The sequence below is a fragment of the Parasphingorhabdus sp. genome, assembly GCF_036964565.1.
Lineage (GTDB): Bacteria > Pseudomonadota > Alphaproteobacteria > Sphingomonadales > Sphingomonadaceae > Parasphingorhabdus.
Map to the genome: position 1 here is coordinate 87,871 of NZ_JBALTN010000011.1, position 24,164 is coordinate 112,034.

The window sequence follows — 24,164 nt, forward strand, 5'->3', positions numbered from 1 at the left end:
CCCCGTCCTGCATAATGAACGCGACCAGTGAACGCACCAAACACGGGGTATTGGATGTGTGAGAAGCTATGGAATACGTCATCGCGAGGCCGCCTTAAAAGTAGCGGTTTTCTGCGGCTAATTGAAAAATGTGGAGCGGGTGAAGGGAATCGAACCCTCGTCGTAAGCTTGGAAGGCTTCTGCTCTACCATTGAGCTACACCCGCATGTCCGGCATCGACCGGATGGGCCGCTATTGCCACCGCTTTTGCGGCTCGTCAATCAGGAAAGGTCGCGGCCGGGCGTGTTGTGCTGTTCAAGCCATGTCGCGACATCCTGCTGCTCGGCATCGCTCATGTGCAGACCCAGCTTCGAGCGCCGCCATAGGATATCTTCGGCGCTACGGGCGAATTCATGTTCGATCAGCCAGCCTATCTCGATTTCATGGAGACCGGCGCCAAAGCACCGGCCGAGGTCGGCAAGATTTCGTGCCCCGTCCAGCATGATCGCCGTGTCGGTGCCGTAGGCGCGGACCAGGCGATGGATGAGCGGGCGATCGAGAAACGTCCACCGGCCCGCATATTCGTCGACCAGCGCCGCGAAGCCGCCGGGCGCAAAATCACCGCCCGGCAGATGCGCGTCCCTGGTCCAGTCGTCGCCGTCGATGGCGAGCGCGTCGGACAAGGTCCGCATCGCCTGCAGCGCCAGCACCCGATAGGTGGTGATCTTGCCGCCGAAGATCGACAGCACCGGGGCACCCTTATCATGGTCATAGTCGAAGACGAAGTCGCGGGTGACGGTGGCGGCGCTGCGGCTGTGGTCGTCGAACAGCGGGCGGACGCCGGAATAGGTCCATTCGACATCGTCCGGGGTGACGGCCACATCGAAATATTCGCTAGCGGCGTCGCACAGATAGCGGATTTCGCCGTCGCTGATCCGTGCGTCGCCTTCGGCATAGCTCCTCGGCTCGTCGGTGGTGCCGATCAGGGTATGATCGCCTTCGTAGGGGATGGCGAAGATGATCCGGCCGTCGCGGTTCTGGAAGATATAGCTGTGGTCGCCCTCATATTTGCGCTTCACGACGATATGGCTGCCCTTGACCAGGCGCAGCTTGGCCGCGTTGCTGCTGCGGTCATAGAGGGCCGTCACCGGGTCGACCCAGGGGCCGGCGGCGTTGACCAGCACCCTCGCCTGCTCGGTCTGCTGCCGGCCATGCTGGCGGATGTGCAGGTCCCAGTGGGCGTCGGCGCGGTCCAGCCCGGTGCATTCGGCGCGGGTCCGGATATCGGCCCCGCGGATGGCGGCGTCGCGGGCGGTCAGCGAGACGAGGCGGGCATCCTCGACCCAGCAATCGGAATAGGCGAAGCCCTTTTTCAGCCGCTTCTGCAGCGGGTCGCCGCGCGGATCGCCTAGCAGATCGACGCTCTTGGTGCCGGGCAGGATATCGCGCCCCCCGAGATGATCGTAGAGGAACAGGCCGAGCCGCAGCAGCCAGGCCGGGCGCATGCCCTCGTCCACCGGCAACACGAAGCGCATCGGCCAGATGATATGCGGGGCGGCGCGCAGCAGCACCTCGCGCTCCTTGAGCGCCTTGCGCACGAGATTGAACTCATAATGCTCGAGATAGCGCAGGCCGCCGTGGACCAGCTTGGTGCTGGCGGAAGAGGTGTGGGAAGCGAGGTCGTCGCGCTCGACCAGCAGGACCTTGAGCCCCCTGCCCGCCGCATCGCGCGCAATTCCGACGCCATTGATGCCGCCGCCGATTATCGCCAGATCATACATGGCCGCTGTCATAAGCCGTCCGGCGATTTGCGCAATGCTGCAATGCAATATAAATGGCTTTCGCTTGCCTTTTCGAAGCGAGCTTTTAGCGTGACTTGCAGGAAACAGGCGGGGCGGGAGCAGGACCATGGCGCAGAATATACTGGTGATCGACGAGGGCACGACCTCCACCCGCGCGATGCTGTTCGACCGGCACGGCAAGCTGCACGGATCGCAGCAGGAAGCCTTGCGGCAATATTATCCGGCCCCGGGGCTGGTCGAGCATGATGCCGCGGAAATCTGGGACAAGACCCTGCGGTGCTGCCAGAAAATGATCGAAAAGGCCGGCGGTGCCGACAAGATCGCGGCGATCGGGATCACCAACCAGCGCGAGACGGTGGTGGCCTGGGACAAGCGCAATGGCGAACCGCTGGCCAAGGCGATTGTCTGGCAGGACCGGCGAACGGCGGCCAAATGTGAGGCCCTGAAAGCGGATGGGCTGGAGCCGATGGTGCAGGCCAAGACCGGATTGCTGCTCGACCCCTATTTTTCCGGCAGCAAGATCGGCTGGATGCTGGAAAATTGTCCCGAAGTTCGCGCGGCCGGCGACAATCTGGCGTTCGGCACGATTGAATCCTACCTGATCTACCGGCTAACCGGCGGCCAGCATGTCACCGACGCCAGCAATGCCAGCCGAACGATGCTGATGGCGCTCGATGCCGAGGACTGGGACGACGAGCTGCTGGTGCTGTTCGATATACCAAGAACGACCCTGCCGGCCATCGTCGATTGCGCCGGAGCGCTGGGCGAGACGGCCGCCGGCCTATTTGGCAGCGCCATTCCGATCTCCGGTTCTGCCGGAGACCAGCAGGCGGCCACCCTCGGCCAGGCCTGCCTGTCGGTCGGGGAAACGAAGGCGACCTTCGGCACCGGTGCCTTCATCCTGACCAATAGCGGCGAGACAGCACCCCGGTCGGAGAACCGGTTGCTCGCGACCGTGCTCTATCAGCATGCCGGCAAGCGCGTCTATGCGCTGGAGGGGTCGGTGTTCGTGGCCGGCAGCCTGATGCAATGGCTGCGCGACGATATCGGCCTGCTGGAATTTGCAGGCGAGAGCGAGGAACTGGCGCGCTCGGTCGATGACAATGGCGGCGTCTATCTGGTCCCCGCCCTTTCGGGCCTAGGGGCACCCCACTGGCGCGCCGAGGCGACGGCGAGCATTCTCGGGCTCAGCTTTTCGTCGAAGAAGGCGCATATCGCCCGGGCGGCGCTGGAATCCATGGCCTATCAGTGCCAAGATCTGAAGACCGCCTTTTCCGCCGACGGCATCGACTGGCAGAAACTGCGGATCGATGGCGGCATGGTGGCCAATGACTGGATGGTGCAGGATCTGGCCAATATCCTGGATATCCCCGTCGAACGGCCGGAATTTTTCGAGACCACGGCTCTCGGCGCGGCGATGCTGGCGGCGGTGGGAGCCGGTATCTATCCGTCGCTCGAGGCGGCGTCGGTGATGCTGTCCGAACTGGATGCCTATCATCCGGACATCGATCCCGAGGTCAGGTCCGCAAGACTGGCGGGGTGGAAGGCCGCCATCGACTCCGTCCTTTCCCGCTAGAGCACGGCCAGACGAAAAAAAGCCCGCGAGAGGCGGGCTTTTCAATTCGCTGAAAACAGGCAAGCCGGACTAGGCGGCCTTCTTTTTCTTCTCGGCCTTCACGTCGGCCCAGATCGTCCGGTAGGACAGATAGGCTAGGATCGTCGCGATCAGCAGGAAGGCGAGTACAGCCCAGCCAGCCTGATGCCGTTCTTCCAGTTTCGGCTCCGCGGTCCAGATCAGGAAGGCGGATACGTCCTTGGCCATCTGGTCGATGCTGGCCTTTGTGCCATCGGAGTAGGCTACCTGGTCGTCCACTGCCAACGGCGGCGCCATCGCCAGGTTCAGGTTAGCAAAATAGGGGTTATAGTGCAGCCCCGGACCAGGCTGGCTGGCTTCGGGGAGGTCGGCTGGCGGATTGGTATAGCCGGTCAGCAGCGAGTAGACATAGGGTGCGCCACCTTCGCGCGCCTTGGTCATCAACGAGAGATCCGGCGGGATCGCGTTGTTGTTGGCAGCGCGGGCAGCAATATCGTTGGCGAACGGCTTCGGGAACTTGTCCGCAGCCAAGCCGGGCCGCGTGGTCATTTCGCCGGTATTGGGGTCGGCATCGGGAACGCCGATTGGCCAGTTGGCAGCAATCGCCTTTACCTCGTCCTCGTTATAGCCGATTTCTTCCAGATTGCGGAAAGCAACCAGCCGGATCGAATGGCAGGCGGCACAAACTTCCTTGTAGACCTGGAAGCCGCGCTGCAGCTGCTGGCGGTCGAACTTGCCGAGCGGGCCGTCAGACGTAAACGACACGTCCTTGGGTTCCTCGTGGAACGCATATTCCACCGGTTTCACCGGAGGGTTGGTGGCATATTCAACCGCGCCCATTCCGAATGAGATCAGGAGCCAGCCCGAAAAGAACAGGCCAATCAAGATTCCGATAATTCTTACCATTACGACGGGTCCCTAATTCTTAGCTGGCAGTTGTTAGTGGCTTGCCGGTCACGGATTCCGTGATGCTGTTCGGCAGCGGCTCTGGTTTTTCCAACCGCGACAGCAGGGGCAAGATGATGAGGAAATGCGCAAAATAGTAGGCCGACGCCACCTGGCTGATCATCACGAACGGCTCCTCAGCCGGCGCGCCGCCGCAATATCCGAGGATCAGGACGTCAAGAACCAGGATGCCGAAGAAGATCTTGAACTTGGGGCGGAACAGACCCGAGCGGACCGGTGACTTGTCGAGCCAAGGCAGGAAGAACCAGACCAGGATCGCCGAGAACATCGCCAGCACGCCGAGCAGTTTTGCCGGAACGAAGAAGAAGTCGACGGTGAAGGCGCGCAGGATCGCGTACCAGGGCCAGAAATACCATTCCGGAACGATATGGGCCGGGGTCGAAAGCGGGTTGGCGGGAATATAATTGTCCGCGTGGCCGAGTGCGTTTGGCAGGAAGAACATCATTGCGGTGAAGAAGATCAGCGCAACGCCCAGCGTCCAGCCATCCTTGGCGGTGTAATAGGGGTGGAAGGGAACGGTGTCCTGTGGGCCCTTTACGTCCACGCCGGTTGGGTTGTTTGAACCCGGGATATGCAGCGCCCAGATGTGCATGATGATCACGCCGGCAATCACGAACGGCAGCAGATAGTGAAGCGAGAAGAAACGGTTCAAAGCCGCGTTGTCAGGAGCAAAGCCGCCGAGCAGCAGTTCCTGGATCGGCTTGCCGACCAGCGGGATTGCCTCGAACAGGCCGGTAATGACCTTGGCGCCCCAGAAGCTCATCTGGCCCCATGGCAGCACATAGCCCATGAACGCGGTTGCCATGGCGAGCAGATAAATGACCACGCCGAGCAGCCAGATCATTTCGCGTGGCGCCTTGTAGGAGCCATAAAACAGGCCGCGGCCGATATGAAGATAGATGGCGATGAAGAAGAAGCTTGCGCCATTGGCATGGGCATAACGGATCATCCAGCCGCTGTTGACGTCGCGCATGATATGCTCGACCGAGTCAAAGGCAATATTGGCGTTGGCGGCATAATGCATCGCCAAGATGATACCGGTAACGATCTGCACGACCAGGAAGATGCCGGCCAGCGAACCGAAGTTCCACATGTAGTTCAGATTGCGCGGGGTAGGATAACCGGCACCGAGGCTGTTGTAGACGAGACGCGGGACGGGAAGTTTTTCGTCCATCCAGCGGCCAAATTCGGTGGTTGGCGCATATTGGTTTGCCCAAGGAAAGCTCATATTCTTCTGCCCTTTAGCCGATTTTCACGACGGTATCTGATAGAAATTCATATTCCGGAACATCGAGGTTCCGAGGCGCCGGGCCCTTGCGGATCCGGGCTGCCGTATCATAATGCGAACCGTGGCAAGGGCAGAAATAACCGCCGAACTCGCCCTTGTTCTCGCCTTCGGCCGCGCCGAGCGGAACACAGCCAAGATGGGTGCAGACGCCCATGGTGATCAGCCAGTTTTCTTTCCCGATGGCAGTGCGTTCCGCCAGGGTCTGCGGGTCGCGCAGGGCGGCAGCATCGACCGCATTGGCTTCGCTGATTTCCTTGTCGGTGAGGTTGCGGACAAATACCGGCTGCTTGCGCCACAGGATCTTGATCGCCTGACCGCGCTCGATCGCCGCAACATCGACATCAACCGATGCGAGCGCGAGCACGTCGGCGCTGGGATTCATCTGGTTGACCAGCGGGAAGACCGTTGCCACCGCCCCTGCACCAGCGAAGCTCACCGCCGCGATATTGATAAAGTCCCGGCGGCGAACGCCGCTTTCTTCTGCGACTGCCGTTTCAGCTGTTTCAACCGTTGCCATGCAAACAAGCCCTATAGAATAGTTAGACCCCTGCACTGCCCGGATGTTCTGAACTGCTTGCCAACAGCCTGAACGGGCAGTGATTTGCGCGCCTGATAGCCGCGAAGGACAGGGTTTGCCAACAGGGAATTTTCGATTGACCAAACATTCACTTCCCGCGCATGGTGACGAGCCCATGAGGATAGCATTGTATCAACCCGAGATAGCGGGAAATTTAGGAACGATATTAAGGACTTGTGCCTGTCTGGATGTCGAAGTTGATATCATCGAACCGTGCGGATTTCCGTTCAGCGACCGCAGTCTGAAACGCGCGGGGATGGATTATTTCGAGCATGTTCGCTATACCCGTCACGCCGACTGGGATGCGTTTCGTGCAACCTGCGATTCCCGCAAGGCGCGGATCATCCTGCTGTCCAGCAAGGCCGATCAGCCACATTATGGATTCGGCTATCGGGCCGACGATATCCTGCTGTTCGGCTCGGAGGGATCAGGAGTTCCCCTTACTGTACATAACCAGTGCGATGGCAGAATCACCATCCCCATGAGGCCCGGCATGCGCAGCTTGAATCTCGCGGTTTCCGCTGGCATGGCCCTGGGCGAGGCGCTTAGACAGACAGGACAATTTCCAGAATGACGAAAATATTGGACGACCAGCAGCAGACCGCCCAGACATGGTTCCAGCAAATGCGCGACGACATCTGCGCTGAATTCGAGGCGATCGAGACGGAAGCGGGCAGCGAAGCCAGGTTCGACTATATCCCCTGGGATCGCGAGAATCCGGATGGCAGCCCTGGCGGCGGCGGCGTCCAGGGCCTGATGAAGGGCAAGATATTCGAGAAGGTCGGCGTCAACATCTCCACCGTCGACGGCACGTTTAGCGAGGAATTCCGGGCGCAGATCAACGGCGCTGCCGAGGATCCCCGGTTTTTCGCGACCGGGATCAGTCTGGTCGCGCACATGGCCAACCCGCATGTCCCGAACGTCCATATGAACACCCGGTTCCTGTGCACGACCAAGCGATGGTTCGGCGGCGGTGCGGATCTCAACCCGGCGCTGCCCTATGACGAAGACACCGAGGCGTTTCACGCCCGCTTCCGTTCGGCCTGCGCGCCGCACAACCCGGAATATTATCCCCGGTTCAAGAAATGGGCGGATGACTATTTCTATATTCCGCATCGCAAGGTGCACCGGGGTGTCGGTGGAATCTTCTATGATCATCTCGAACTCGACAAGGAATCCGACTTTGATCGCCATTTTGCCTTCACCCAGGACGTCGGGCGGGCGTTTCTGGACATATTCCCGCAGCTCGTCCGCAAGCGGATGGCCACCGAATGGAGCGCGGAAGACAAGCAGCAGCAGCTGGAATGGCGCGGCCGCTACGCCGAGTTCAATCTGGTCTATGACCGGGGCACGACCTTCGGCCTGAAAACCGGAGGCAATGTCGACGCGATCCTGATGAGCCTGCCGCCCGAGGCCAAATGGGTCTAGGCCGCCCGGAGATGTCGGTGGAGGATGTGCCCAAGGGGAAGGTCGCGACGATCATCACCCATCTGGAAATGCGGGAGAGGCCGCAGCTGCCGGACACCCGCTGCGATTTGGAGCTTACCCGCTGGCGCGATCCGTCAACCGCGGAATATCGAGCCCTGTTCCGGCAAGTCGGCGAACCGTGGCTGTGGATTTCGCGGCTGCTGATGGCGGAGGAGGAGCTTCAGGCGATCCTGGAGCATCCTGCCGTCGAGATATCGGTCGTCCGGGACAAGCAGCAGCCGGCCGGATTTATCGAACTCGACTTTCGGGTGCCGGGCGAATGCGAGATCGCCTTTTTCGGACTGGTGCCGGAGCAGAACGGCAAGGGCCGGGGGCGCTGGCTGATGGCCGAGGCCCTGAAAATGGCCTGGCGCGACGGGGTCGAGCGCGTGTGGCTGCACACCTGCACCCAGGACTCGCCGCGTGCCCTGCCCTTCTACCAGCGGTGCGGTTTTCGCATTTTCCGGCAGCAAAGCGGCCAGATGGACGATCCGCGCCTTTCCGGTCACCTGCCGCGGACCGCCGCCCCGCATATCCCGATACTCAGCTGAAGACGTTGCTGACGTCGCTATTCTTGCCGGTGAGCGCGATATAGAGCGAAACGATCACCGCAATCAGCACCAGCTGAAACGCCGTGCCGGTAAACGATGCGACGAGATTCTCGATAAACGGCCAACCCGCTCCGCCGGTGGCGAGGCCGGTGATGACACCGGTTACCGTTTCCAGCACGCCGATGGTGATGATCCCGACAATGCCGATCATCAGCAGGAACAGCAGGATGGCGAAGCCGTTGCCCCTGGTCAGCGACCAGCTGTTGCGGAGCAGATCCACCACGTTCCGTTCGCCTTCATCGGCGATCAGCGCCGGCACCAGAATCAGCCGGCTGGTGATATAGAAGCCGGGGATCACAAACAGCAGGAAGCCCGGCAAGGCGACCAGCCCGCTCAACAGCTGGGCCAGCAGATAGACGAGAAACAGTTTCAGCGCCGCGGTCAGATCCTCGGCGACGGTAGAATGGCGGGACGGGGCCAGGGCAAAGTAAATGGCGAGGCTGCCGAAGCTCATCACCAGATTGGACGCCAGAATCGCGATCGCATTGTCGTTGAAATAGGCGGAATAGACGGCCAGCACGGCATTGCCGTCCTCGTCGCCGGTGAGAACCGGCGGGGTGACGAACTGGGCGAACAGCAGCGTCGGCAGAAAGACGAATACGCCGGCGATCGCGATAACGGCTTCCTTGTTGGCCAGAAGCAGGGCCATCGCGCGATTCCAGCTTTGCATGTAGTTCAGCTTCATATTTTCGGTTCCGGATCGGTTTCTGTCCCGCAAGCCCTTGCCACCCGGCCGGCAAAAGTGCACGAAATTTCTATGAACAGTCCGAATGACATCGAATGGCGAATTTCCAACGGGCAGGTCGCCTATCCAGAAGCGCTGGCCGAGATGGAACGGCGCAATGCGGCGGTTCAGGGCGGCGAGGCGAAGGAGCTGATCTGGCTGCTCGAGCACCCGCCGCTCTATACCGCCGGCACCAGCTCCGATCCTGCGGAACTGCTCAGCCGGGACTTTCCGGTCTATGAGACGGGGCGCGGCGGTCGGCATACCTATCATGGTCCCGGGCAACGCGTCGGCTATGTCATCCTCAACCTCCGCAAGCGCAATGCCGACGTCCGCGGATTTGTCCATGCCCTGGAAGACTGGGTGATCGCGGCGCTCGCCGAATTTGGCGTGGCCGGGCGCGCAGTGGACGGGCGGGTCGGCATCTGGTGCGACACGCCGAGCGGGCAGGAGGCAAAGATCGGCGCGATCGGCATCCGGATCCGCAAATGGGTGACGATGCACGGTTTTTCGGTCAACATCGATCCGAACCTCAGCCATTTTGGCGGCATCATCCCCTGCGGCATCAGCGAATATCCGGTGACCAGCCTGGCGCAGATGGGGATCGCGGCGACGCTGGCGCAATTTGACGAAGCGTTGCAAAAAACCGCCGGGCATTTCCTGAAAGCGATTGATCCCGATCCGGCGGGGTCTATGTAGGTCCGATCCGACCGTGACGAGAAGAGGACAAGACATGATCAAATTTTCCACAATCGCCGCCGCCGCGCTGATCGCCTCTAGCGTTGCCGGCTGTTCCGGAAACGAAGCCCCGGATTCCGAAGACGTGACCGAGACCCGCATGGATGACGTCGATGTCATCGATGGCACGATCAGCGACGACATGGTCGATGTCGACACGATCCAGCAGACCGATCCCACCGGGACCGAAGAAGCGGAAAAGGCAGATGCCGAGAAGGAAGCTGGTGGGGGCGAAGCCGCCGAGCCGGCAGAACCACCGGCGGAATAACCGGTCAGGCGAGCCCGAGAATCTTGTGAGTCTGTAGTGACAGGCGCCATTTCGGATGGGCCTGGACAAAGCCGATGGCGGATTCGAGATGCGCCTGGCTGGCGGCCTGATCGCTGATCGCATCCTTGGGCTGCAGCAGCAAATGGGCGAAGTCCCAGCCCTGCATGGCCTGCCAGTCGCTGCCGTCCTGTGGCCAGACCAGCTTGAGCTCGTCCCCGGATCGCTGGACAGTTTCGCTCCGCGCCTTGGGGCTGATGCAGATCCAGTCGATCGCGCGGGGCACGGCCAGCGTCCCGTTGGATTCGATGGCAATGAAAAAGCCCTGGTCGTGCAGCGCCTGGATCAGCGCCTCGTCGACCTGCAGCATCGGCTCGCCGCCGGTCAGCACCACGAAGCGGGACTCCCGGTCGCCGGCCCAGACGGTGGCGGCTGCCTCGGCCAGAGCGGCAGCGGTCCGGAAGCGGCCACCCCCCTCGCCATCCATGCCGATAAAGTCGGTATCGCAAAACCGGCATATCGCGGTGGAGCGGTCCCGTTCCAGCCCGGACCAGAGATTGCAGCCGGCGAAGCGGACAAATACCGCGCGTCGGCCCGCGTGCACCCCCTCCCCCTGCAGGGTCAGGAACATCTCCTTGACCGCGTAGCTCATGGGATCGCGTAGGGCGTCGGGTCGGTAATACCCGCCTCGGCAAAGCCCTTCTGCCGCAGCCGGCAGCTGTCGCAGAGACCGCAGGCCAGTTCGCCGTCGACCGGATCGTAACAGGACCAGCTCCATGCAGGATCGAGTCCGAGGCGGATGGCCTCTTTGGCAATGTCGGCCTTGGTCATGTCCTGCAAGGGCGTGCGGATCCGAAATCCGCTGCCCTGATCGCCGGCCTTGGTCGCAAGATCAGCCAGCCGTTCGAAGCCCTGGATGAATTCCGGGCGGCAATCCGGATAGCCGGAATAGTCGAGCGCATTGACGCCGATGAATATGTCGCGCGCGTCCCTCGCCTCGGCCAGCCCCAGGGTCAGGGACAGAAAGATCAGATTGCGGGCGGGCACGTAGGTCACCGGAATATCGTCGCCGACACCGGTCTTGGGGACGTCGATGTCGTCCGTCAGCGCCGAACCGCCGAAACGGCTGAGGTCGAGCGGCAATATGATATGCTCGGCGACATCAAGACGGGCGGCGATCCTCGCGGCAGACTGCAGCTCGACCTTGTGCCGCTGGTTGTAGTCGATGGTCAGCGCGATCAGCCGATAGCCCTGCTCCGCGGCGATTGCCGCGGACACCATGGAGTCCAGCCCGCCGGACAATAAGATGATCGCTGATCGTGATTCGGATGTCATGGTGCGTCCCGCTAATCGCGTTCGAGCCACGGCGCAAGTTTTGCGGCTATGTCAGGCCTAGCAGCTGCCCGTCCGGCGACCTTCCATCTGCAGAGAAAATGGCGCGTTGTTGCGAATTCCCTGCGTCGAGATCTGGATGAGGCTGCTCGACTCCTTCTTGATCTCGGTGACGCCCTGGCCACTGCGGCCACATTTGTAGCTGACCCGCAACTTATTCGGGCTATTTTCAATGACGTAGCGCGTGCACGCGGAACCGCCGTGCTGGATTTGCAGCAAAAGCTCGGGATTGCCCAGACATATCTTTTGGCCCGGCTCGTTGGCGCCGCGTTCACGCAGCGTCCATTCGCCAGACGACAGTCCGTTCAGCAGCAGCATCCCGGGAGTCTGTGCCGGGGCGGCAATCGCAAATCCCGACAGGACTGCGGCCGTTGCGCTGACAAATTTGATCAGTTTCAAGCCTTTCATTGATGGGTCCTGTCTCGTTGGTGGCCGGAATGGCAGTGTGAGAATAACTTCTAGTCTTGAATGATGGCGATTATTGTCGCCAAATGCGGCAATCGATAGGAAATATTCGACGTTTTCGCCGATCTGCCCCATTTCCAACAGAATTCAATTGTTGAGGCTGGTGCCTGTAATCGTGAACGTCTTGCTGCAAAAGGCGCAGTCAATGGCGATATTTCCGTCTTCGTTGACCATATCTTCCTTGTCTTCCTTCGGGAAGCGGGCGATCACGTCCCGAATATGGTCTTCATTACATCGGCATCCCTTAACGCACGGTTTACCGCTCAGAACCCTCACTTCGTCGCTCTCGCTGAACAGCCGCCACAATATGTCTTCCAGCGGCAACGCACTGTCCGTCAGCTCCTCTGGAGTGATGGTGCCGCCCATGATCTCGACATGTTCCCATTCCGGATGATCCAGCTGGACATGCAGCCGTTCCCGGCCCTGCTCACCCTCGGGAAGATGCTGGACGAGCAGGCCACCCGCCGAAATGCCGCCGGCAGACTGCTCGATGGCAACCCGGATCAGCGTGGGAATCTGTTCCGACTGGAAGAAATAATTCTGGACCGCTTCGGCCAGGCTGGCGCCTTCCAGCGGCACGATGCCCTGATTGCGGCCGCGCGGGGCCGGCTGGTCAAAGGTAATGGCGAGATATCCCTTGCCGAACAGCGCCATAAGACTGGGGGCAACGGGCTGGGACAGCAGCCGCTCGCGATCGAAATCGACATAGCCGCGCAGCGCCCCGTCCCGATAGTCGCAGGCAAGCAGATTGATGACCCCTGCTTCGGTCTGGGCCTGCAGGGTAAGCTGCGAGCCTTCGTCCTTCAAGAGCGCGCCGAGCATCGCGGTAAGGCAGACCGCTTCCGCCAGTATCTCGCGGATGAGCGGAGGGTAATCATGCGATGCCAGGATATCGTCGAGCGCGGGGCCCAGACGAACGACGCGGCCGCGGCAATGCTTCCCGGGAATGGCAAAGGACATGATGCTGTCGGTCAGGGAGACGTCCACCATCAGATCTGGCCGAAACACCAGCGCAGCACGGATTTCTGAGCATGGATCCGGTTCTCGGCCTCGTCCCAGATGACCGACTGCGGACCATCGATTACCGATGGCATGACTTCTTCGCCGCGATGGGCGGGCAGGCAATGGAGGAACAGCGCATCGGGTTTCGCCTGTTCCATCAACGTATCGTTGACCTGATAGGGCATCATGGCCGCCAGCTTGTTGTGGACATGCTCCTGACCCATCGACACCCAGGTGTCGGTGACAACGACATCGGCTCCGGCGACCGCTTCATTCTCGTCGCGATGGACCGAAATCCCAGCGCCACCAGCCTGGGCCGTGCGGATGAAGTCAGGGTCGGGATCATAACCCTGAGGACAGCCAATGCGCACGTTGAATTTCATCAGGCCCGCTGCTTCGACCAACGAATTGAGAACATTGTTGCCATCGCCGAGCCAGGCAACCTGAAGCCCGGGAAGCGACTTGCCATGCTCGACCAGGGTGAGCAGGTCTGCGACAATCTGGCAGGGATGGGACAGGTCGGTCAGCCCGTTGATCACGGGTACCGTGGCATTTGCAGCCATTTCCTCTATTTTCGCATGATCGTCGGTGCGGATCATGATCGCGTCGACCATCCGGGACAGCACCTGCGCGGTGTCGGCAACCGTTTCGCCCCGGCCCAGTTGCATCGACCCGCTGTCCATTACGATACTGGCCCCGCCTAGCTGGCGAATCCCGATATCGAAGGATACGCGGGTGCGGGTGCTGCTCTTGTCAAAGATCATTGCCAGCACGTGATCGGCCAGCGGTCGGTCGGCATCGGGTCTGGCCTTGGGCCAGTCGAGCCGTGCCGCCTTCCGGTCGATCGCGTCGGCGATCATCGCGGCGATCGCATCTCCGCCGGCATCGGCGAGATTGAGAAAATGCCGGGTCATGACGCGGGCGCCTGATAATCGGCAGCGCCGGCCGACAGCTTTTCGATGAAGGTGGCGATATGGCTGTCGTCGATATTCAGCGGCGGCAGCACCCGCAGCGTATTGTCTCCGGCGGCAACGGTCAGCAGGCCGCGGTTGTCGCGCAGATGGGCGACGAAGGACCGGGTTTCCTGGGTCATCATCAGGCCGAGCATCAGGCCCTTGCCGCGGACGCCGATGAAGAGGTCGGGATAATTTCCGATGAACTGCTCGATCGCCGCGCGCAGCTTGTCGCCAGTGTCGCGGACTTGCTCGAGAAACTCATCGTTGGCGACCACATCCCAGACGGCGCTGCCAGCGGCCATCGCCAGCGGGTTGCCGCCATAGGTGGAACCGTGAGTGCCGGGCACCATGCCGCGTGCGGCTTCCTCGGTTGCCAGACACGCGCCGAGCGGGAAGCCGCCGCCGATGCCCTTTGCCGAGGCCATGACGTCTGGCTTCACGCCGTAAAGTTCATGCGCATAGAGCGCGCCGGTGCGGGCGACGCCGCACTGCACCTCGTCAAGGACAAGCAGGATGCCATGCTCGTCGGCCAGTTCGCGCAGTCCCTGCATGAATTCCTGCGACGCAGGCCGTACGCCGCCTTCGCCCTGGATCGGTTCGACCAGAAATGCCGCTGTCTTGTCGCTGATCGCGGCCTTCGCGCCCGCGAGATCGTCGAAATCGACATATTTGAATCCGGCGAGCAGCGGCGAGAAGCCGTGGTGCATCTTTTCCTGGTTGGAGGCGGAAATCGTCGCCATCGTCCGCCCGTGGAACGCATTTTTGAAGGTGATGATCTCGAAGCGGTCGCTGCCGGCGGACTGGTGATAGGCGCGCGCGGTCTTGATCGCGCATTCCACCGCTTCGGCTCCGCTATTGGTGAAGAAGACAGTATCCGCGAAGGTGGTGTCGACCAGCCGCTGGGCAAAGCTCTCGCCCTGCGGGCTGCCGTAGAGATTGGAGACGTGCATCAGGGTTGCTGCCTGCTCCTGGATCGCCTTGGTCAGATGCGGATGGCCGTGCCCGAGAAGGTTGACGGCGATGCCGCTGGCGAAGTCCAGCGCCCGCGATCCGTCTTCCGAAATCAGCCAGGCGCCCTCGCCTCGCACCGGACGAAAACCACAACGCGGATAAACGGGCATCAATGGTGTAATCGTCATGGTCGGCTTCCTTTCGCGGAAAACAGAAAAGGCGACCCGAGTGGCCGCCTCTTGAATGGAGGCTTCTTATATGCGGGATGATCAGGGTGGTCAATCATGCTGAATTTCCAGTCGATTCTGCCCTTCTCGACGGGAACTGATTGACCGAGTTGGTCACAGAGACAGGGTAAATTCGTTTATTCAGGGGCAGAATTGGGCTATAAGCACCGCAGGTGACTGACCGCAGAAATTTGCACCACAAAGGAGAAATTCAGATGGACATGAAAACAACCGGATCCCCCGAAGGTTGCCCGATGGGCTTTGATGGCGAGGTACGCTCGCTGCTCGGACGCACCAACCGCGACTGGTGGCCTGACCAGTTGCAGCTCAATATCCTGACCCAGGGCGGCGCCTCCCCCGACCCGATGGGCCCTGACTTCGATTATGCCAAGGCGTTCAATGAACTCGACTATCAGGCGCTCAAGGAAGATCTGAAAGCGCTGATGACCGACAGCCAGCCATGGTGGCCCGCCGACTATGGCCATTATGGACCGTTCTTCATCCGCATGGCCTGGCACGCAGCCGGCACCTATCGCACCGGCGACGGACGCGGCGGCGCTTCCAGCGGACAGCAGCGCTTCGCGCCGCTCAACAGCTGGCCCGACAATGGCAATCTCGACAAGGCCCGTCGTCTGCTCTGGCCGATCAAGAAGAAATATGGCGAGCATATCAGCTGGGCCGATTTGTTCGTGCTTACCGGCAATGTCGCCATCGAGTCGATGGGCGGGCCGGTGTTTGGTTTCGGCGGAGGACGCAAGGACGTCTACGAGCCGGAAAATGATGTCTACTGGGGATCCGAAGAGCAGTGGGTGAATGAAGGCGTGCCGACGCGGATCAATCCCGACGAAGGCAAGGCAATGGAAAACCCGCTGGCGGCGATCCAGATGGGCCTGATCTACGTCAATCCCGAAGGACCCGGCGGTAATCCGCACGATCCGGAAGGCATGGCGCGCGACATGAAGGAAACGTTCCTGCGCATGGCGATGAACGACGAGGAAACGGTGGCACTGACCGCCGGCGGGCACGCGTTTGGCAAATGCCACGGCGCCGCCCCGTCCGACAGCTTCGGCCAGGCACCAGAAGGCGAATCCCTGCACCGCATGGGCTTTGGCTGGCTGACCGATCCGGAAGAGATCGGCCAGGGCCATATCACCACCTCCGGCATCGAGGGCGCGTGGACGCCCAACCCGACGCAATGGGGTGGCGACTATTTCCGGCTGTTGTTCAAATATGAATATGAGCTGGTGCAGAGTCCCGCGGGAGCCAGCCAGTGGACCCCGATCAACCCGGATGAAGCGGACATGGCACCGGACGCGCGGGATCCGGGCAAGAAGGTTCCGACAATCATGACCACCGCCGACATGGCGTTGAAGCGTGATCCGGACTATCGCAAGATATCCGAACGCTTCCGCGACGATCAGGCGGCGCTCGACGATGCCTTCGCCCGCGCATGGTTCAAGCTGACCCATCGCGACATGGGGCCCAAGGTTCGCTATCTCGGCCCCGAGGTTCCGGAAGAAGACCTGATCTGGCAGGATCCGGTTCCCGCCGGCAAGCAGGCCTCGGACGGCGATGTCTCTGCTTTCAAATCGAAGATACTGGACAGCGGTCTTTCGGTGGCAGAGCTGGTCAAGGCGGCATGGGCGTCGGCTTCCACCTATCGCAAGAGCGACCATCGCGGCGGGGCCAATGGGGCCCGGGTGCGGCTCGCGCCGCAGAAGGACTGGAAGGTCAACGATCCGGAAGAGCTTGCCAGGGTGCTGGCGAAGATCGACGAGTTGCGCGGGTCGCTGTCAATGGCCGACGCGATCGTCATTGCCGGCAGCGCTGCCGTGGAAAAGGCCGCGACGGACGCAGGCTTCGAGGTCAGCGTTCCGGTGACCACCGGTCGCGGCGACGCCACCGAGGAACAGACCGATGCCGAAAGCTTCGAGCCGCTTGAGCCCTTTGCCGACGGCTTCCGTAACTATCTGCAAACAAAGGCGAGCGTGAAGACCGAGGACATGCTGGTTGATCGCGCCAGCCTGCTCGGCCTGTCGATTCCCGAGATGACGGTATTGGTCGGCGGAATGCGGGCGCTGGGTGCGGTCAGCACGCATGCCGAGCATGGCAACCGCATCGGCGTCTTGACGGACAGGCCCGGGCAGCTGACCAACGACTTTTTCGTCAACCTGCTGCACATGGGCACGGTCTGGGATGTGGTGGACGAAAGCGGCGACGAGGAATTTGTCGGCAAATGCCGCCTGAAGGGCGAGGAGAAATGGCGCGCGACGCGCACCGATCTGGTCTTCGGATCCAATTCGCAGCTGCGCGCCGTGGCCGAGGTCTATGCCGAGGATGGTCACGAACGCAAGTTCGTCGACGATTTCATCGCGGCCTGGACCAAGGTCATGAATGCCGGACGGTTCGATCTCGCCGCCTGACCGCTGGCCATTATAATTTGCGCAGGAACGGCCCGCAGGAGAAATTCGGCGGGCCGTTTTCGTGGCGAAATCGGGCCATGTCTAGGACAGCGCGGCCCTGGCCTTTTCCCAGTTCTGGCCGTCAAATCTCGTGATTCGGGGATCGAGGCCATGGCCATCATCCAGACAATTATAGTTCACGCTCCAGCTGTCGGGGTGGGATCGCGGCTGATAGAAGCTTTTGACGCCGCAGTGGCGGCAGAACAGATGCTCGGCCTGGCCGCTGCCAAAGCGATAGCGCGTCAGATAATCACCGCCCTGCACCAGCGTAAAATCCACGTGGTCCATGATCAGGTGCAGGAAGCCGGTCCGCCGGCAGATCGAGCAATTGCAGTCCAGCAGTTCGGGTGCGTCGACCGCCTCCGCCCGGAAGCGCACGGCACCGCAATGACAGCCGCCCTTGACGATGACCTTCACTCTGCCTCCACCCGCACGCTGCCTTGCGGCACGCGCCGCCGAAAGGTCAGTGATTGCGGCGTGATGAACCCGGAGCGGTTGATCCGGATGCGGACGATGCCCTGCCATCTCGGATCCTGCAACCTGGCCTGATAGTCCACGGCATCTCGCTGGGGCACGTAAATCCGGTCGCGGACCAGGCCATCGGCGCCTTCTTCGCTCCAAGGGTTGGGCTTTGCCACGGCATCGCAGCGGCCTGGCGAAGAACGGCCCGGCCGGAGGACTGCCACCCGGTCGACCCTGGGTGCGGTGCCGATGAGGCACAGGCTGGCTCGGGTGCCGGGCCAGGAGGAGATATTGCCCTCGACCGGGGTCGGCCAATCGTAGCGAAACTGTACATAATGCCCGCGCAGCAGGTCACGCGGATCATAGCCGGTGACCGGGACGTTCCACTCGGTTCCTTCCCGCGATTCCGCCTCTGTCCATATCCACGTCAGGCAAAGCCCGGCCAGCGGCAGAGCCAGCGCAAGGGGAAGGACAAGGCGGCGATAGCCGGTCATGGTTCGCCGTCCGGTTCGACTGGATCAGCGGTTGCCGACCTGGCGGGCGCAAAAGCGCGGGAAAAGCGATAGGCGACGACAGAAATGCCGATGGTGATCACCCCGGCCACGATCAGCCCGAGGCCGCTGTTCAGCAGGTTGGATGCCAGTTCCAGGCTCAGCGCGATAAGGCGCAGCGCAATGATCGCGACAACCACCTGGAAGACGTTCCGCCAGCCGGAATAGATCGCGCTCCAGCCAATCGCGGCCCAGAAGGCCATGAACAATATCGCCCCTGCCAGGGGTTCCGTAAACGGGCCGATGCTGCCGAGAAAATTCGCGCAGGCGGCAGCCGCCAGAATGGCTGTGATACTGGTCCCGGTGGCGGAGCGGTCGAGACGGTAAGCGGCCGATGCCGCGGCCGCCCATATCACTAGTTGCATGATCGCGATTTTTCCGGCGTCGGCTTGCGCACCGAACGGGTTACCGTTCGACACGCCGTCGGCGATCAGCTTCAGCGAAACGCCGGCGACAAATGAGGCCAGCGCAAATTGCCCGATCTGCGTCCAGAACGGCTCGCGCGAACTGTTTCCGCGACAAGCCAGGGCGGAAAGCAGCGCGACCAGGGGGATGCTGGTGACCAACGCGATATACAGGGATGGCGGAGCGTCACCCTGTTCGGCCAACCAGCCCCAATGGGCAATCGCCGTGCCGAGCAGCGCGACGACCCACAGCAGCGAGATCAGCCAGCCCCTTCCCGCGAGCAGCAACAGCGGGGAAAACAGCACCAGCCAGATTGCCATTGGCTGCCAGATCGGCGAGCTGGTCTGGTAGACCTGGCCGAGATGGCCGAAAAACGTGGCGCCGAGAATGGCGAGGATGAACAGCAGCACATCCTTGAGATAGAGGCCGAGAAAACCGTTGTGCGGGCGGAGGACGAAAATGGCCGCCGAAATCGCTGCGATCGTCAGGATGTGGACCGCGAGGCGAACGGTTCCGGGAATGGCGTCCCAGTTGGCCGCGACCAGCGAGATGATGCCGAGACCGATCGCCAGGGTGCCAAGACCGATCAGCGACCACAGGCCGAGGGGCCGGGACTGGTCGGCCTCATAGGCGCGCAGGCGCTCGGCTGTATCGGAATCGATCAGCCCCGCATTCACCCAGTGGTTTATTTTCCTGTCAGACAAATGCGCATCCCGGTTGGAGCAGAAAAGCTACGCGAGACCGGCGCGCATGGCAAGCGCTGCACGGGCAGCGTCGATCCCCGATCGAGTGGCCTAGGCCCGCACCTCGGTGGTGTGAATGTCGATCCGGTTTTCCAGCGTCCTGTGAACCGGACATTTCTCGGCGATCTCGATCAGTTTCCGGCGCTGCTCGGCGGTCAGGTCCCCCTCCATGATGATCGACCGGTCGATCACGTCGATGCGGTTGTCCTCGTTGTTGCAGGTGCGGCAGTCCTCGACATGTTCGCGGCTATGCTCGAGCAGGATATGCACGCCGGTCAGCGGAATGCCCTTGCGATCGGCGTACATTTTCATGGTCATCGACGTGCAGCTGCCGAGAGCCGCCAGCAGCAGGTCATAGGGCGAAGGACCGCTGTCCGTGCCGCCGAACGATTCCGGTTCGTCGGCAAGGAACATGTGCTTGCCGACCCGCACCGTCTGCTGGAACTTGCCCGATGCGGTTTCGACAGAGACGAGCGACGGGTTGGTGGCCATGTCTATTCGACCGTGACCGATTTCGCGAGATTGCGCGGCTGGTCGACATCGGTGCCCTTGGCCACCGCGACATGATAGGCGAGCAGCTGCACCGGCACGGCATAGACCAGCGGCGCGATCAGCGGATGCACCTTGGGCATTTCGATGGTCGCCACGCAGCCGTCGCTGGCTTCGGCCAGCCCCTCGGCATCGGAGATCAGAACGACCTTGCCGCCCCGCGCCATCACTTCCTGCATGTTGGAGACCGTCTTTTCGAAAAGCGGACCCGACGGTGCCAGCACGATCACCGGAACGGCATCGTCGATCAGGGCGATCGGCCCATGCTTCATCTCGCCCGAGGCATAGCCCTCGGCGTGGATATAGCTGATTTCCTTAAGCTTCAGCGCCCCTTCCAGGGCCAGCGGATAATCCGGTCCGCGCCCGAGATAGAGCACATCGCGGGCCGGGGCGATGAGATGCGCCATCGCGGCAATATCGTCGTCATGGGCGAGCGCCGCATTGAGCGCAGCCGGGGCTTCGGTCAGATGCTTGACCACTTCGCGTTCCTCGTCGCGGGTCATCCTGCCCTTGACCACCGCGAGATGGGCGGCAAGCGCCGCGAGAACGGCGAGCTGGCAGGAAAAGGCCTTGGTCGAGGCAACCCCGATTTCCGGTCCGGCGTGGGTCGGCAGCAAGAGATCGGCTTCGCGAGCCATGCTGCTGGTCGGAACGTTGACAACCACGCCAATCTTCTGGCCGTTTTCCTTGCTGTGCCGCAGCGCGGCCAGGGTATCAGCGGTTTCCCCCGACTGGGAGATGAACAGGGCAAGCCCGCCGGGCTCGAGTACCGGATCGCGATAGCGGAATTCCGAGGCGAAATCGAGATCGACCGGCACCCGGGCAAAGCTTTCGAACCAGTATTTCGCGACCATGCCGGCATAATAGCTGGTGCCGCAAGCGACGATCGTGACGCGCTTGATGTCACGCAGGTCAAAATCCATTTGCGGTAGGGCCACCTGCTGTTCGAGCGGCCGGATATAGCTGCGCAGAGTCTGGGCAACCACGGTCGGCTGCTCGAAGATCTCCTTCTGCATGAAATGCCGATAATTGCCCTTTTCAATCGTTGCTGCCGAGACGCCGGACGTCGTGGTTTCCCGCTCGACCGGGTTGTTGTCCTGATCAAAAATGGTTGCGCCCGCACGGCTGATGACCACCCAGTCCCCTTCCTCCAGATAGGCGATTTTCTGTGTAAGGGGGGCAAGCGCAAGGGCATCGGAGCCAAGATAGGTTTCGCCGTCGCCATAGCCGACGACCAGGGGCGATCCGAGCCGTGCGCCGATCAGCAGGTCGGGATGCGAGCGGAAGGCGATGGCCAACGCAAAGGCGCCCCGCAATAGCGGCAGCACTGCCTGCACGGCGGCTTCGGGCGATTTGCCAGCCTCGATCTGCTCGCTGACCAGATGCGCGACCACCTCGGTATCGGTCTCGCTTTCAAACGTTCTCCCGCGGGCGCTGAGCTGTTCGCGGAGGCTCCGGAAATTCTCGATGATGCCATTGTGGACAAGGGCGACTTCGCCGGTGGCATGCGGGTGCGCGTTGCTCGTGGTCGGTGCGCCGTGGGTGGCCCAGCGGGTGTGGGCGATGCCGATATTTCCCGGCGCATCGTCCTCTTTGAGCACTGCCACCAGATTGGCAAGCTTGCCCTCGGCGCGGCGGCGGACCAGCTGCCCGTCGTGGACGGTGCAGACTCCGGCGCTGTCATAGCCCCGATATTCCATGCGCTTGAGCCCATCGACCAGTCGGTCCGAGACCGGTTCCCTGCCAACTATTCCAATGATTCCGCACATGATTTTCAGGTCTTTCGATTCTATAGTAAAACGGTTAGGCGCGTTGCCGGCAGATTGGCAAGGTTGCCCTCGCTATTCCGGACAATCGGGATGGGATCATTCATCCGGAATTCCGTCAATAGTCGAGTGGGATGATATCGCCGGCCTTCTCGGCATAGCGTTCGGCCTTGTCATAGCTGATCGGCACGACAGCGGGGTCGTCGCAGCGGTGCCGGGCGACCACGTCTTCTCCCTTGCGCACGAAAACGCCGTCTTCCATCGCCGGATCATTTGGTTCGCCGGCGGTGAAATTGGTGCGGATGACCCGGCTGTAGACGACATATTGATTGTCGCCCCGCCGGAATTGCAACTGGGCCTCACCGCCACCCGAATAGGGGACGGAGGCAAAGGCCAGCCGGTCGGCGCTGTCGGTGTTCGGCCAGCTGAGTTCGGGTTTCTGCCCCGCCGCGCCGTAGCGATATTGCGCGACCGTGACGCCTACGGGGTTCTTGACCCCGCAGACCGACGCAATCTTCCGGTTTTCGAGCTGGCAGGAAAACACGACGTCCTCCTGAGCGGTGCATAATCCGGTGCCCGCAGGCGCGGCAGCGCCGTCCTTCTGCGGACCCGGTGCGGCCGGTGATACTGACGCCAACTGCTTTGAAGCGGGAGCAAGCTCGGCGTCGGAGCGCGCCGGATCGGGGGCCGGTTGACTGTCACATCCTGTCAGCAGCAGGGCCGCTGCTGTGGCCGCACCGAGCGCAAACTTGGGGGTCATGTCCGTTTCTCCCCGGCTTTCTTTTTCTGCATGGCCTCGCGAAATTTCTTTGCCCACCCCGGCTTCGCCTTCTGGTCCGCCCGGACCAGCGCAAGATCGTCAGCTGCGACATCCCTGGTCAGCGTGGCACCGGCGCCTACAATCGCGCCATCCCCGATGGTGACGGGCGCGACAAGGGCGCTGTTCGATCCAATGAACGCGCCCTTGCCAATCACCGTCTTGTGCTTGAAATAGCCGTCATAATTGCAGGTGATGGTGCCCGCGCCGATATTGGCCCCCTCGCCCACCTCGGCGTCGCCGAGATAGGTCAGATGATTGGCCTTTGCGCCCTTGCCCAAGATGGTTTTCTTCATCTCGACGAAGTTGCCGACCTTCGAACCCTCTTCCATCACCGCGCCGGGACGCAGCCGGGCGAACGGGCCAACCTTGACGTCCGCGCCGATGGTAGCACCCTCGATATGGCTGTGGCCATGGATGGTGGTGCCGCTGGCAATGGAGACGCCGGGGCCGAAAATCACGTTGGGTTCTATCACAACGTCTGAAGCAATTTCCGTATCATGCGAAAACCAGACGGTCCCGGGCGCAATCAGGCTGACACCAGCGGCCATCGCCCGGTCGCGGCGTCGGGCCTGCCATTCGCCCTCGACGGCGGCCAACTCGGCCCGACTGTTGACTCCAGCAACCTCGGCCGGATCATCGACCTCGATCACCGCGCTTTTCTGACCCGGCAACATGACGATGTCGGGCAGATAATATTCGCCGGCGGCATTGTCGTTGCTGATCTGGTCGAGCAGGATGAACAGGTCGGTCGAGCGCGCCGCCATCAGGCCGCTGTTGCACAAAGTGACCTGGCGTTCGGCATCGCTGGCGTCCTTATATTCGACCATTTTCTCGATTTCGCCCTGCTCGTCGGCGATGATCCGGCCATAGGCGCCAGCGTTGTCGGGGCGGAAACCGAGGATGACGGCGCGCGGATCGCTGCCGTTGTTGAGCCGAAAGATCATGTCGCGCATGGTGTCAGCGCTGACCATCGGAACATCGCCATAAAGGATCAGCACATCGCCGGCGAAGCCTTTCAGCGCGTCATGCGCCTGGGCCACGGCGTGACCGGTGCCGAGCTGGTCATCCTGCACCGCGATCGCCACGTTGCGGCCCGCGACGCTGGCCTCGATCTGCTCCCGGCGCGCGCCGACGACGACGACGGTGCGTTCGACACCGATCGAATCGACGGTGTCGAGCAAATGGTGCAGCATCGGCTTGCCGGCGATCGGGTGCAGCACCTTGTGCGTCTCCGACTTCATCCTGGTGCCCTGTCCGGCGGCCAGGATGATTGCGGCGAGCGGGCGATCTGTCATCGGGTTACTCCAGAACAAATTGGGTCATTCGGGCCGTGGTCCGGCCATTTGCAGCGGCTAATGCCATGCGAAGCGCGCCGAGGCCAGCCTGTTTGTCGGCGCGCGGC

25 protein-coding genes and 1 tRNA gene are annotated in these 24,164 nt (G+C 61.8%); 7 read left to right on the forward strand and 19 right to left on the reverse strand.

Features of this window, described 5'->3' with window-relative positions; all coding sequences use genetic code 11:
- Window positions 1-131: 131 nt before the first annotated feature.
- Window positions 132-205: transfer RNA gene (locus tag V7650_RS15140), tRNA-Gly, on the reverse strand.
- A 55-nt stretch (window positions 206-260) separates the two neighbouring features.
- Complete coding sequence (locus V7650_RS15145) at window positions 261-1,772, reverse strand: glycerol-3-phosphate dehydrogenase (RefSeq protein WP_335657082.1); 1,512 nt, start codon at window positions 1,770-1,772, stop codon at window positions 261-263.
- A 115-nt stretch (window positions 1,773-1,887) separates the two neighbouring features.
- Between V7650_RS15145 and glpK the strand changes: the two genes are divergently transcribed.
- Window positions 1,888-3,357: a glycerol kinase GlpK gene (gene glpK, locus V7650_RS15150; RefSeq protein ID WP_335657083.1), complete on the forward strand. Its 1,470-nt coding sequence runs from the start codon at window positions 1,888-1,890 to the stop codon at window positions 3,355-3,357.
- Between the two features lie 69 nt (window positions 3,358-3,426).
- Here the strand turns inward: glpK and V7650_RS15155 are convergent, their stop codons facing one another.
- Genes V7650_RS15155 through petA form a run of 3 tightly spaced genes read right to left on the reverse strand, consistent with a single transcriptional unit; the run spans window position 3,427 to window position 6,146 of the window.
- Window positions 3,427-4,281, reverse strand: coding sequence for a cytochrome c1 (locus tag V7650_RS15155; RefSeq protein WP_335657084.1), 855 nt, complete (start codon window positions 4,279-4,281; stop codon window positions 3,427-3,429).
- Between the two features lie 19 nt (window positions 4,282-4,300).
- Window positions 4,301-5,569, reverse strand: a complete 1,269-nt coding sequence (locus V7650_RS15160; protein WP_335657085.1) for a cytochrome b — start codon at window positions 5,567-5,569, stop codon at window positions 4,301-4,303.
- Between the two features lie 13 nt (window positions 5,570-5,582).
- Window positions 5,583-6,146 carry a ubiquinol-cytochrome c reductase iron-sulfur subunit gene (petA, locus tag V7650_RS15165; protein WP_335657086.1) on the reverse strand — a complete coding sequence of 188 codons (564 nt, stop codon included), beginning with the start codon at window positions 6,144-6,146 and terminating at the stop codon, window positions 5,583-5,585.
- 175 nt (window positions 6,147-6,321) lie between these two features.
- Between petA and V7650_RS15170 the strand changes: the two genes are divergently transcribed.
- Genes V7650_RS15170 through V7650_RS15180 form a run of 3 tightly spaced genes read left to right on the forward strand, consistent with a single transcriptional unit; the run spans window position 6,322 to window position 8,224 of the window.
- A complete protein-coding gene (locus tag V7650_RS15170) occupies window positions 6,322-6,780 on the forward strand; it encodes a tRNA (cytidine(34)-2'-O)-methyltransferase (protein ID WP_335657151.1) in 459 nt (152 codons plus the stop codon).
- Window positions 6,777-7,634: an oxygen-dependent coproporphyrinogen oxidase gene (gene hemF / locus V7650_RS15175; protein WP_335657087.1), complete on the forward strand. Its 858-nt coding sequence runs from the start codon at window positions 6,777-6,779 to the stop codon at window positions 7,632-7,634. Before V7650_RS15170 ends, hemF begins: the two co-directional genes overlap by 4 nt.
- Window positions 7,635-7,645: 11 nt before the next feature.
- Window positions 7,646-8,224, forward strand: a complete 579-nt coding sequence (locus V7650_RS15180) for a GNAT family N-acetyltransferase (protein WP_335657152.1) — start codon at window positions 7,646-7,648, stop codon at window positions 8,222-8,224.
- Here the strand turns inward: V7650_RS15180 and V7650_RS15185 are convergent.
- Window positions 8,217-8,969 carry a hypothetical protein gene (locus tag V7650_RS15185; protein WP_335657088.1) on the reverse strand — a complete coding sequence of 251 codons (753 nt, stop codon included), beginning with the start codon at window positions 8,967-8,969 and terminating at the stop codon, window positions 8,217-8,219. The genes V7650_RS15180 and V7650_RS15185 overlap by 8 nt on opposite strands.
- Before the next feature lie 72 nt (window positions 8,970-9,041).
- Here V7650_RS15185 and lipB point away from each other — a divergent pair, with 72 nt between their 5' ends.
- Together lipB and V7650_RS15195 are read left to right on the forward strand one after the other, a co-directional pair.
- Entirely contained in the window at window positions 9,042-9,707 is a 666-nt protein-coding gene (lipB, locus tag V7650_RS15190; RefSeq protein ID WP_335657089.1) for a lipoyl(octanoyl) transferase LipB, read from the forward strand.
- Between the two features lie 34 nt (window positions 9,708-9,741).
- Complete coding sequence (locus V7650_RS15195) at window positions 9,742-10,014, forward strand: hypothetical protein (RefSeq protein WP_335657090.1); 273 nt, start codon at window positions 9,742-9,744, stop codon at window positions 10,012-10,014.
- 4 nt (window positions 10,015-10,018) lie between these two features.
- Here V7650_RS15195 and queE read toward each other — a convergent pair whose 3' ends face one another.
- The 6 genes from queE to V7650_RS15225 are packed head-to-tail and all read right to left on the reverse strand — an operon-like array spanning window position 10,019 to window position 14,965.
- On the reverse strand, window positions 10,019-10,663 hold the full coding sequence (queE, locus tag V7650_RS15200) for a 7-carboxy-7-deazaguanine synthase (RefSeq protein ID WP_335657091.1): 645 nt from the start codon (window positions 10,661-10,663) through the stop codon (window positions 10,019-10,021).
- Window positions 10,660-11,346 (reverse strand): 7-cyano-7-deazaguanine synthase QueC, encoded by a 687-nt coding sequence (queC, locus tag V7650_RS15205; RefSeq protein WP_335657092.1) that lies wholly within the window; start codon window positions 11,344-11,346, stop codon window positions 10,660-10,662. Before queC ends, queE begins: the two co-directional genes overlap by 4 nt.
- A gap of 57 nt (window positions 11,347-11,403) precedes the next feature.
- A complete protein-coding gene (locus V7650_RS15210) occupies window positions 11,404-11,949 on the reverse strand; it encodes a DUF3617 domain-containing protein (protein ID WP_335657093.1) in 546 nt (181 codons plus the stop codon).
- Window positions 11,950-11,955: 6 nt separating this feature from the next.
- Window positions 11,956-12,858, reverse strand: coding sequence for an Hsp33 family molecular chaperone HslO (gene hslO / locus V7650_RS15215; RefSeq protein WP_335657094.1), 903 nt, complete (start codon window positions 12,856-12,858; stop codon window positions 11,956-11,958).
- Window positions 12,858-13,784, reverse strand: a complete 927-nt coding sequence (argF, locus tag V7650_RS15220; RefSeq protein ID WP_335657095.1) for an ornithine carbamoyltransferase — start codon at window positions 13,782-13,784, stop codon at window positions 12,858-12,860. The genes hslO and argF overlap by 1 nt, the downstream gene beginning before the upstream one ends.
- Window positions 13,781-14,965: an aspartate aminotransferase family protein gene (locus tag V7650_RS15225; protein WP_335657096.1), complete on the reverse strand. Its 1,185-nt coding sequence runs from the start codon at window positions 14,963-14,965 to the stop codon at window positions 13,781-13,783. Before V7650_RS15225 ends, argF begins: the two co-directional genes overlap by 4 nt.
- A 254-nt stretch (window positions 14,966-15,219) precedes the next feature.
- Here V7650_RS15225 and katG point away from each other — a divergent pair, with 254 nt between their 5' ends.
- The gene (katG, locus tag V7650_RS15230; protein WP_335657097.1) at window positions 15,220-17,427 is read left to right on the forward strand and encodes a catalase/peroxidase HPI; all 2,208 of its coding nucleotides are present in this window, start codon (window positions 15,220-15,222) and stop codon (window positions 17,425-17,427) included.
- 81 nt (window positions 17,428-17,508) lie between these two features.
- Here katG and V7650_RS15235 read toward each other — a convergent pair whose 3' ends face one another.
- The 7 genes from V7650_RS15235 to glmU form a co-directional block, all read right to left on the reverse strand.
- Complete coding sequence (locus tag V7650_RS15235) at window positions 17,509-17,883, reverse strand: GFA family protein (RefSeq protein ID WP_335657098.1); 375 nt, start codon at window positions 17,881-17,883, stop codon at window positions 17,509-17,511.
- Window positions 17,880-18,422, reverse strand: coding sequence for a GDYXXLXY domain-containing protein (locus tag V7650_RS15240; RefSeq protein ID WP_335657099.1), 543 nt, complete (start codon window positions 18,420-18,422; stop codon window positions 17,880-17,882). The genes V7650_RS15235 and V7650_RS15240 overlap by 4 nt, the downstream gene beginning before the upstream one ends.
- A complete protein-coding gene (locus V7650_RS15245) occupies window positions 18,419-19,588 on the reverse strand; it encodes a DUF2157 domain-containing protein (RefSeq protein ID WP_335657100.1) in 1,170 nt (389 codons plus the stop codon). The genes V7650_RS15240 and V7650_RS15245 overlap by 4 nt, the downstream gene beginning before the upstream one ends.
- Window positions 19,589-19,678: 90 nt before the next feature.
- Window positions 19,679-20,119 carry an OsmC family protein gene (locus V7650_RS15250; RefSeq protein ID WP_335657101.1) on the reverse strand — a complete coding sequence of 147 codons (441 nt, stop codon included), beginning with the start codon at window positions 20,117-20,119 and terminating at the stop codon, window positions 19,679-19,681.
- A 2-nt stretch (window positions 20,120-20,121) separates the two neighbouring features.
- Window positions 20,122-21,945 carry a glutamine--fructose-6-phosphate transaminase (isomerizing) gene (gene glmS / locus V7650_RS15255; protein WP_335657102.1) on the reverse strand — a complete coding sequence of 608 codons (1,824 nt, stop codon included), beginning with the start codon at window positions 21,943-21,945 and terminating at the stop codon, window positions 20,122-20,124.
- A gap of 115 nt (window positions 21,946-22,060) precedes the next feature.
- Window positions 22,061-22,702, reverse strand: coding sequence for a hypothetical protein (locus V7650_RS15260; protein ID WP_335657103.1), 642 nt, complete (start codon window positions 22,700-22,702; stop codon window positions 22,061-22,063).
- Window positions 22,699-24,057: a bifunctional UDP-N-acetylglucosamine diphosphorylase/glucosamine-1-phosphate N-acetyltransferase GlmU gene (glmU, locus tag V7650_RS15265; RefSeq protein ID WP_335657104.1), complete on the reverse strand. Its 1,359-nt coding sequence runs from the start codon at window positions 24,055-24,057 to the stop codon at window positions 22,699-22,701. Before glmU ends, V7650_RS15260 begins: the two co-directional genes overlap by 4 nt.
- Window positions 24,058-24,164: the final 107 nt, after the last annotated feature.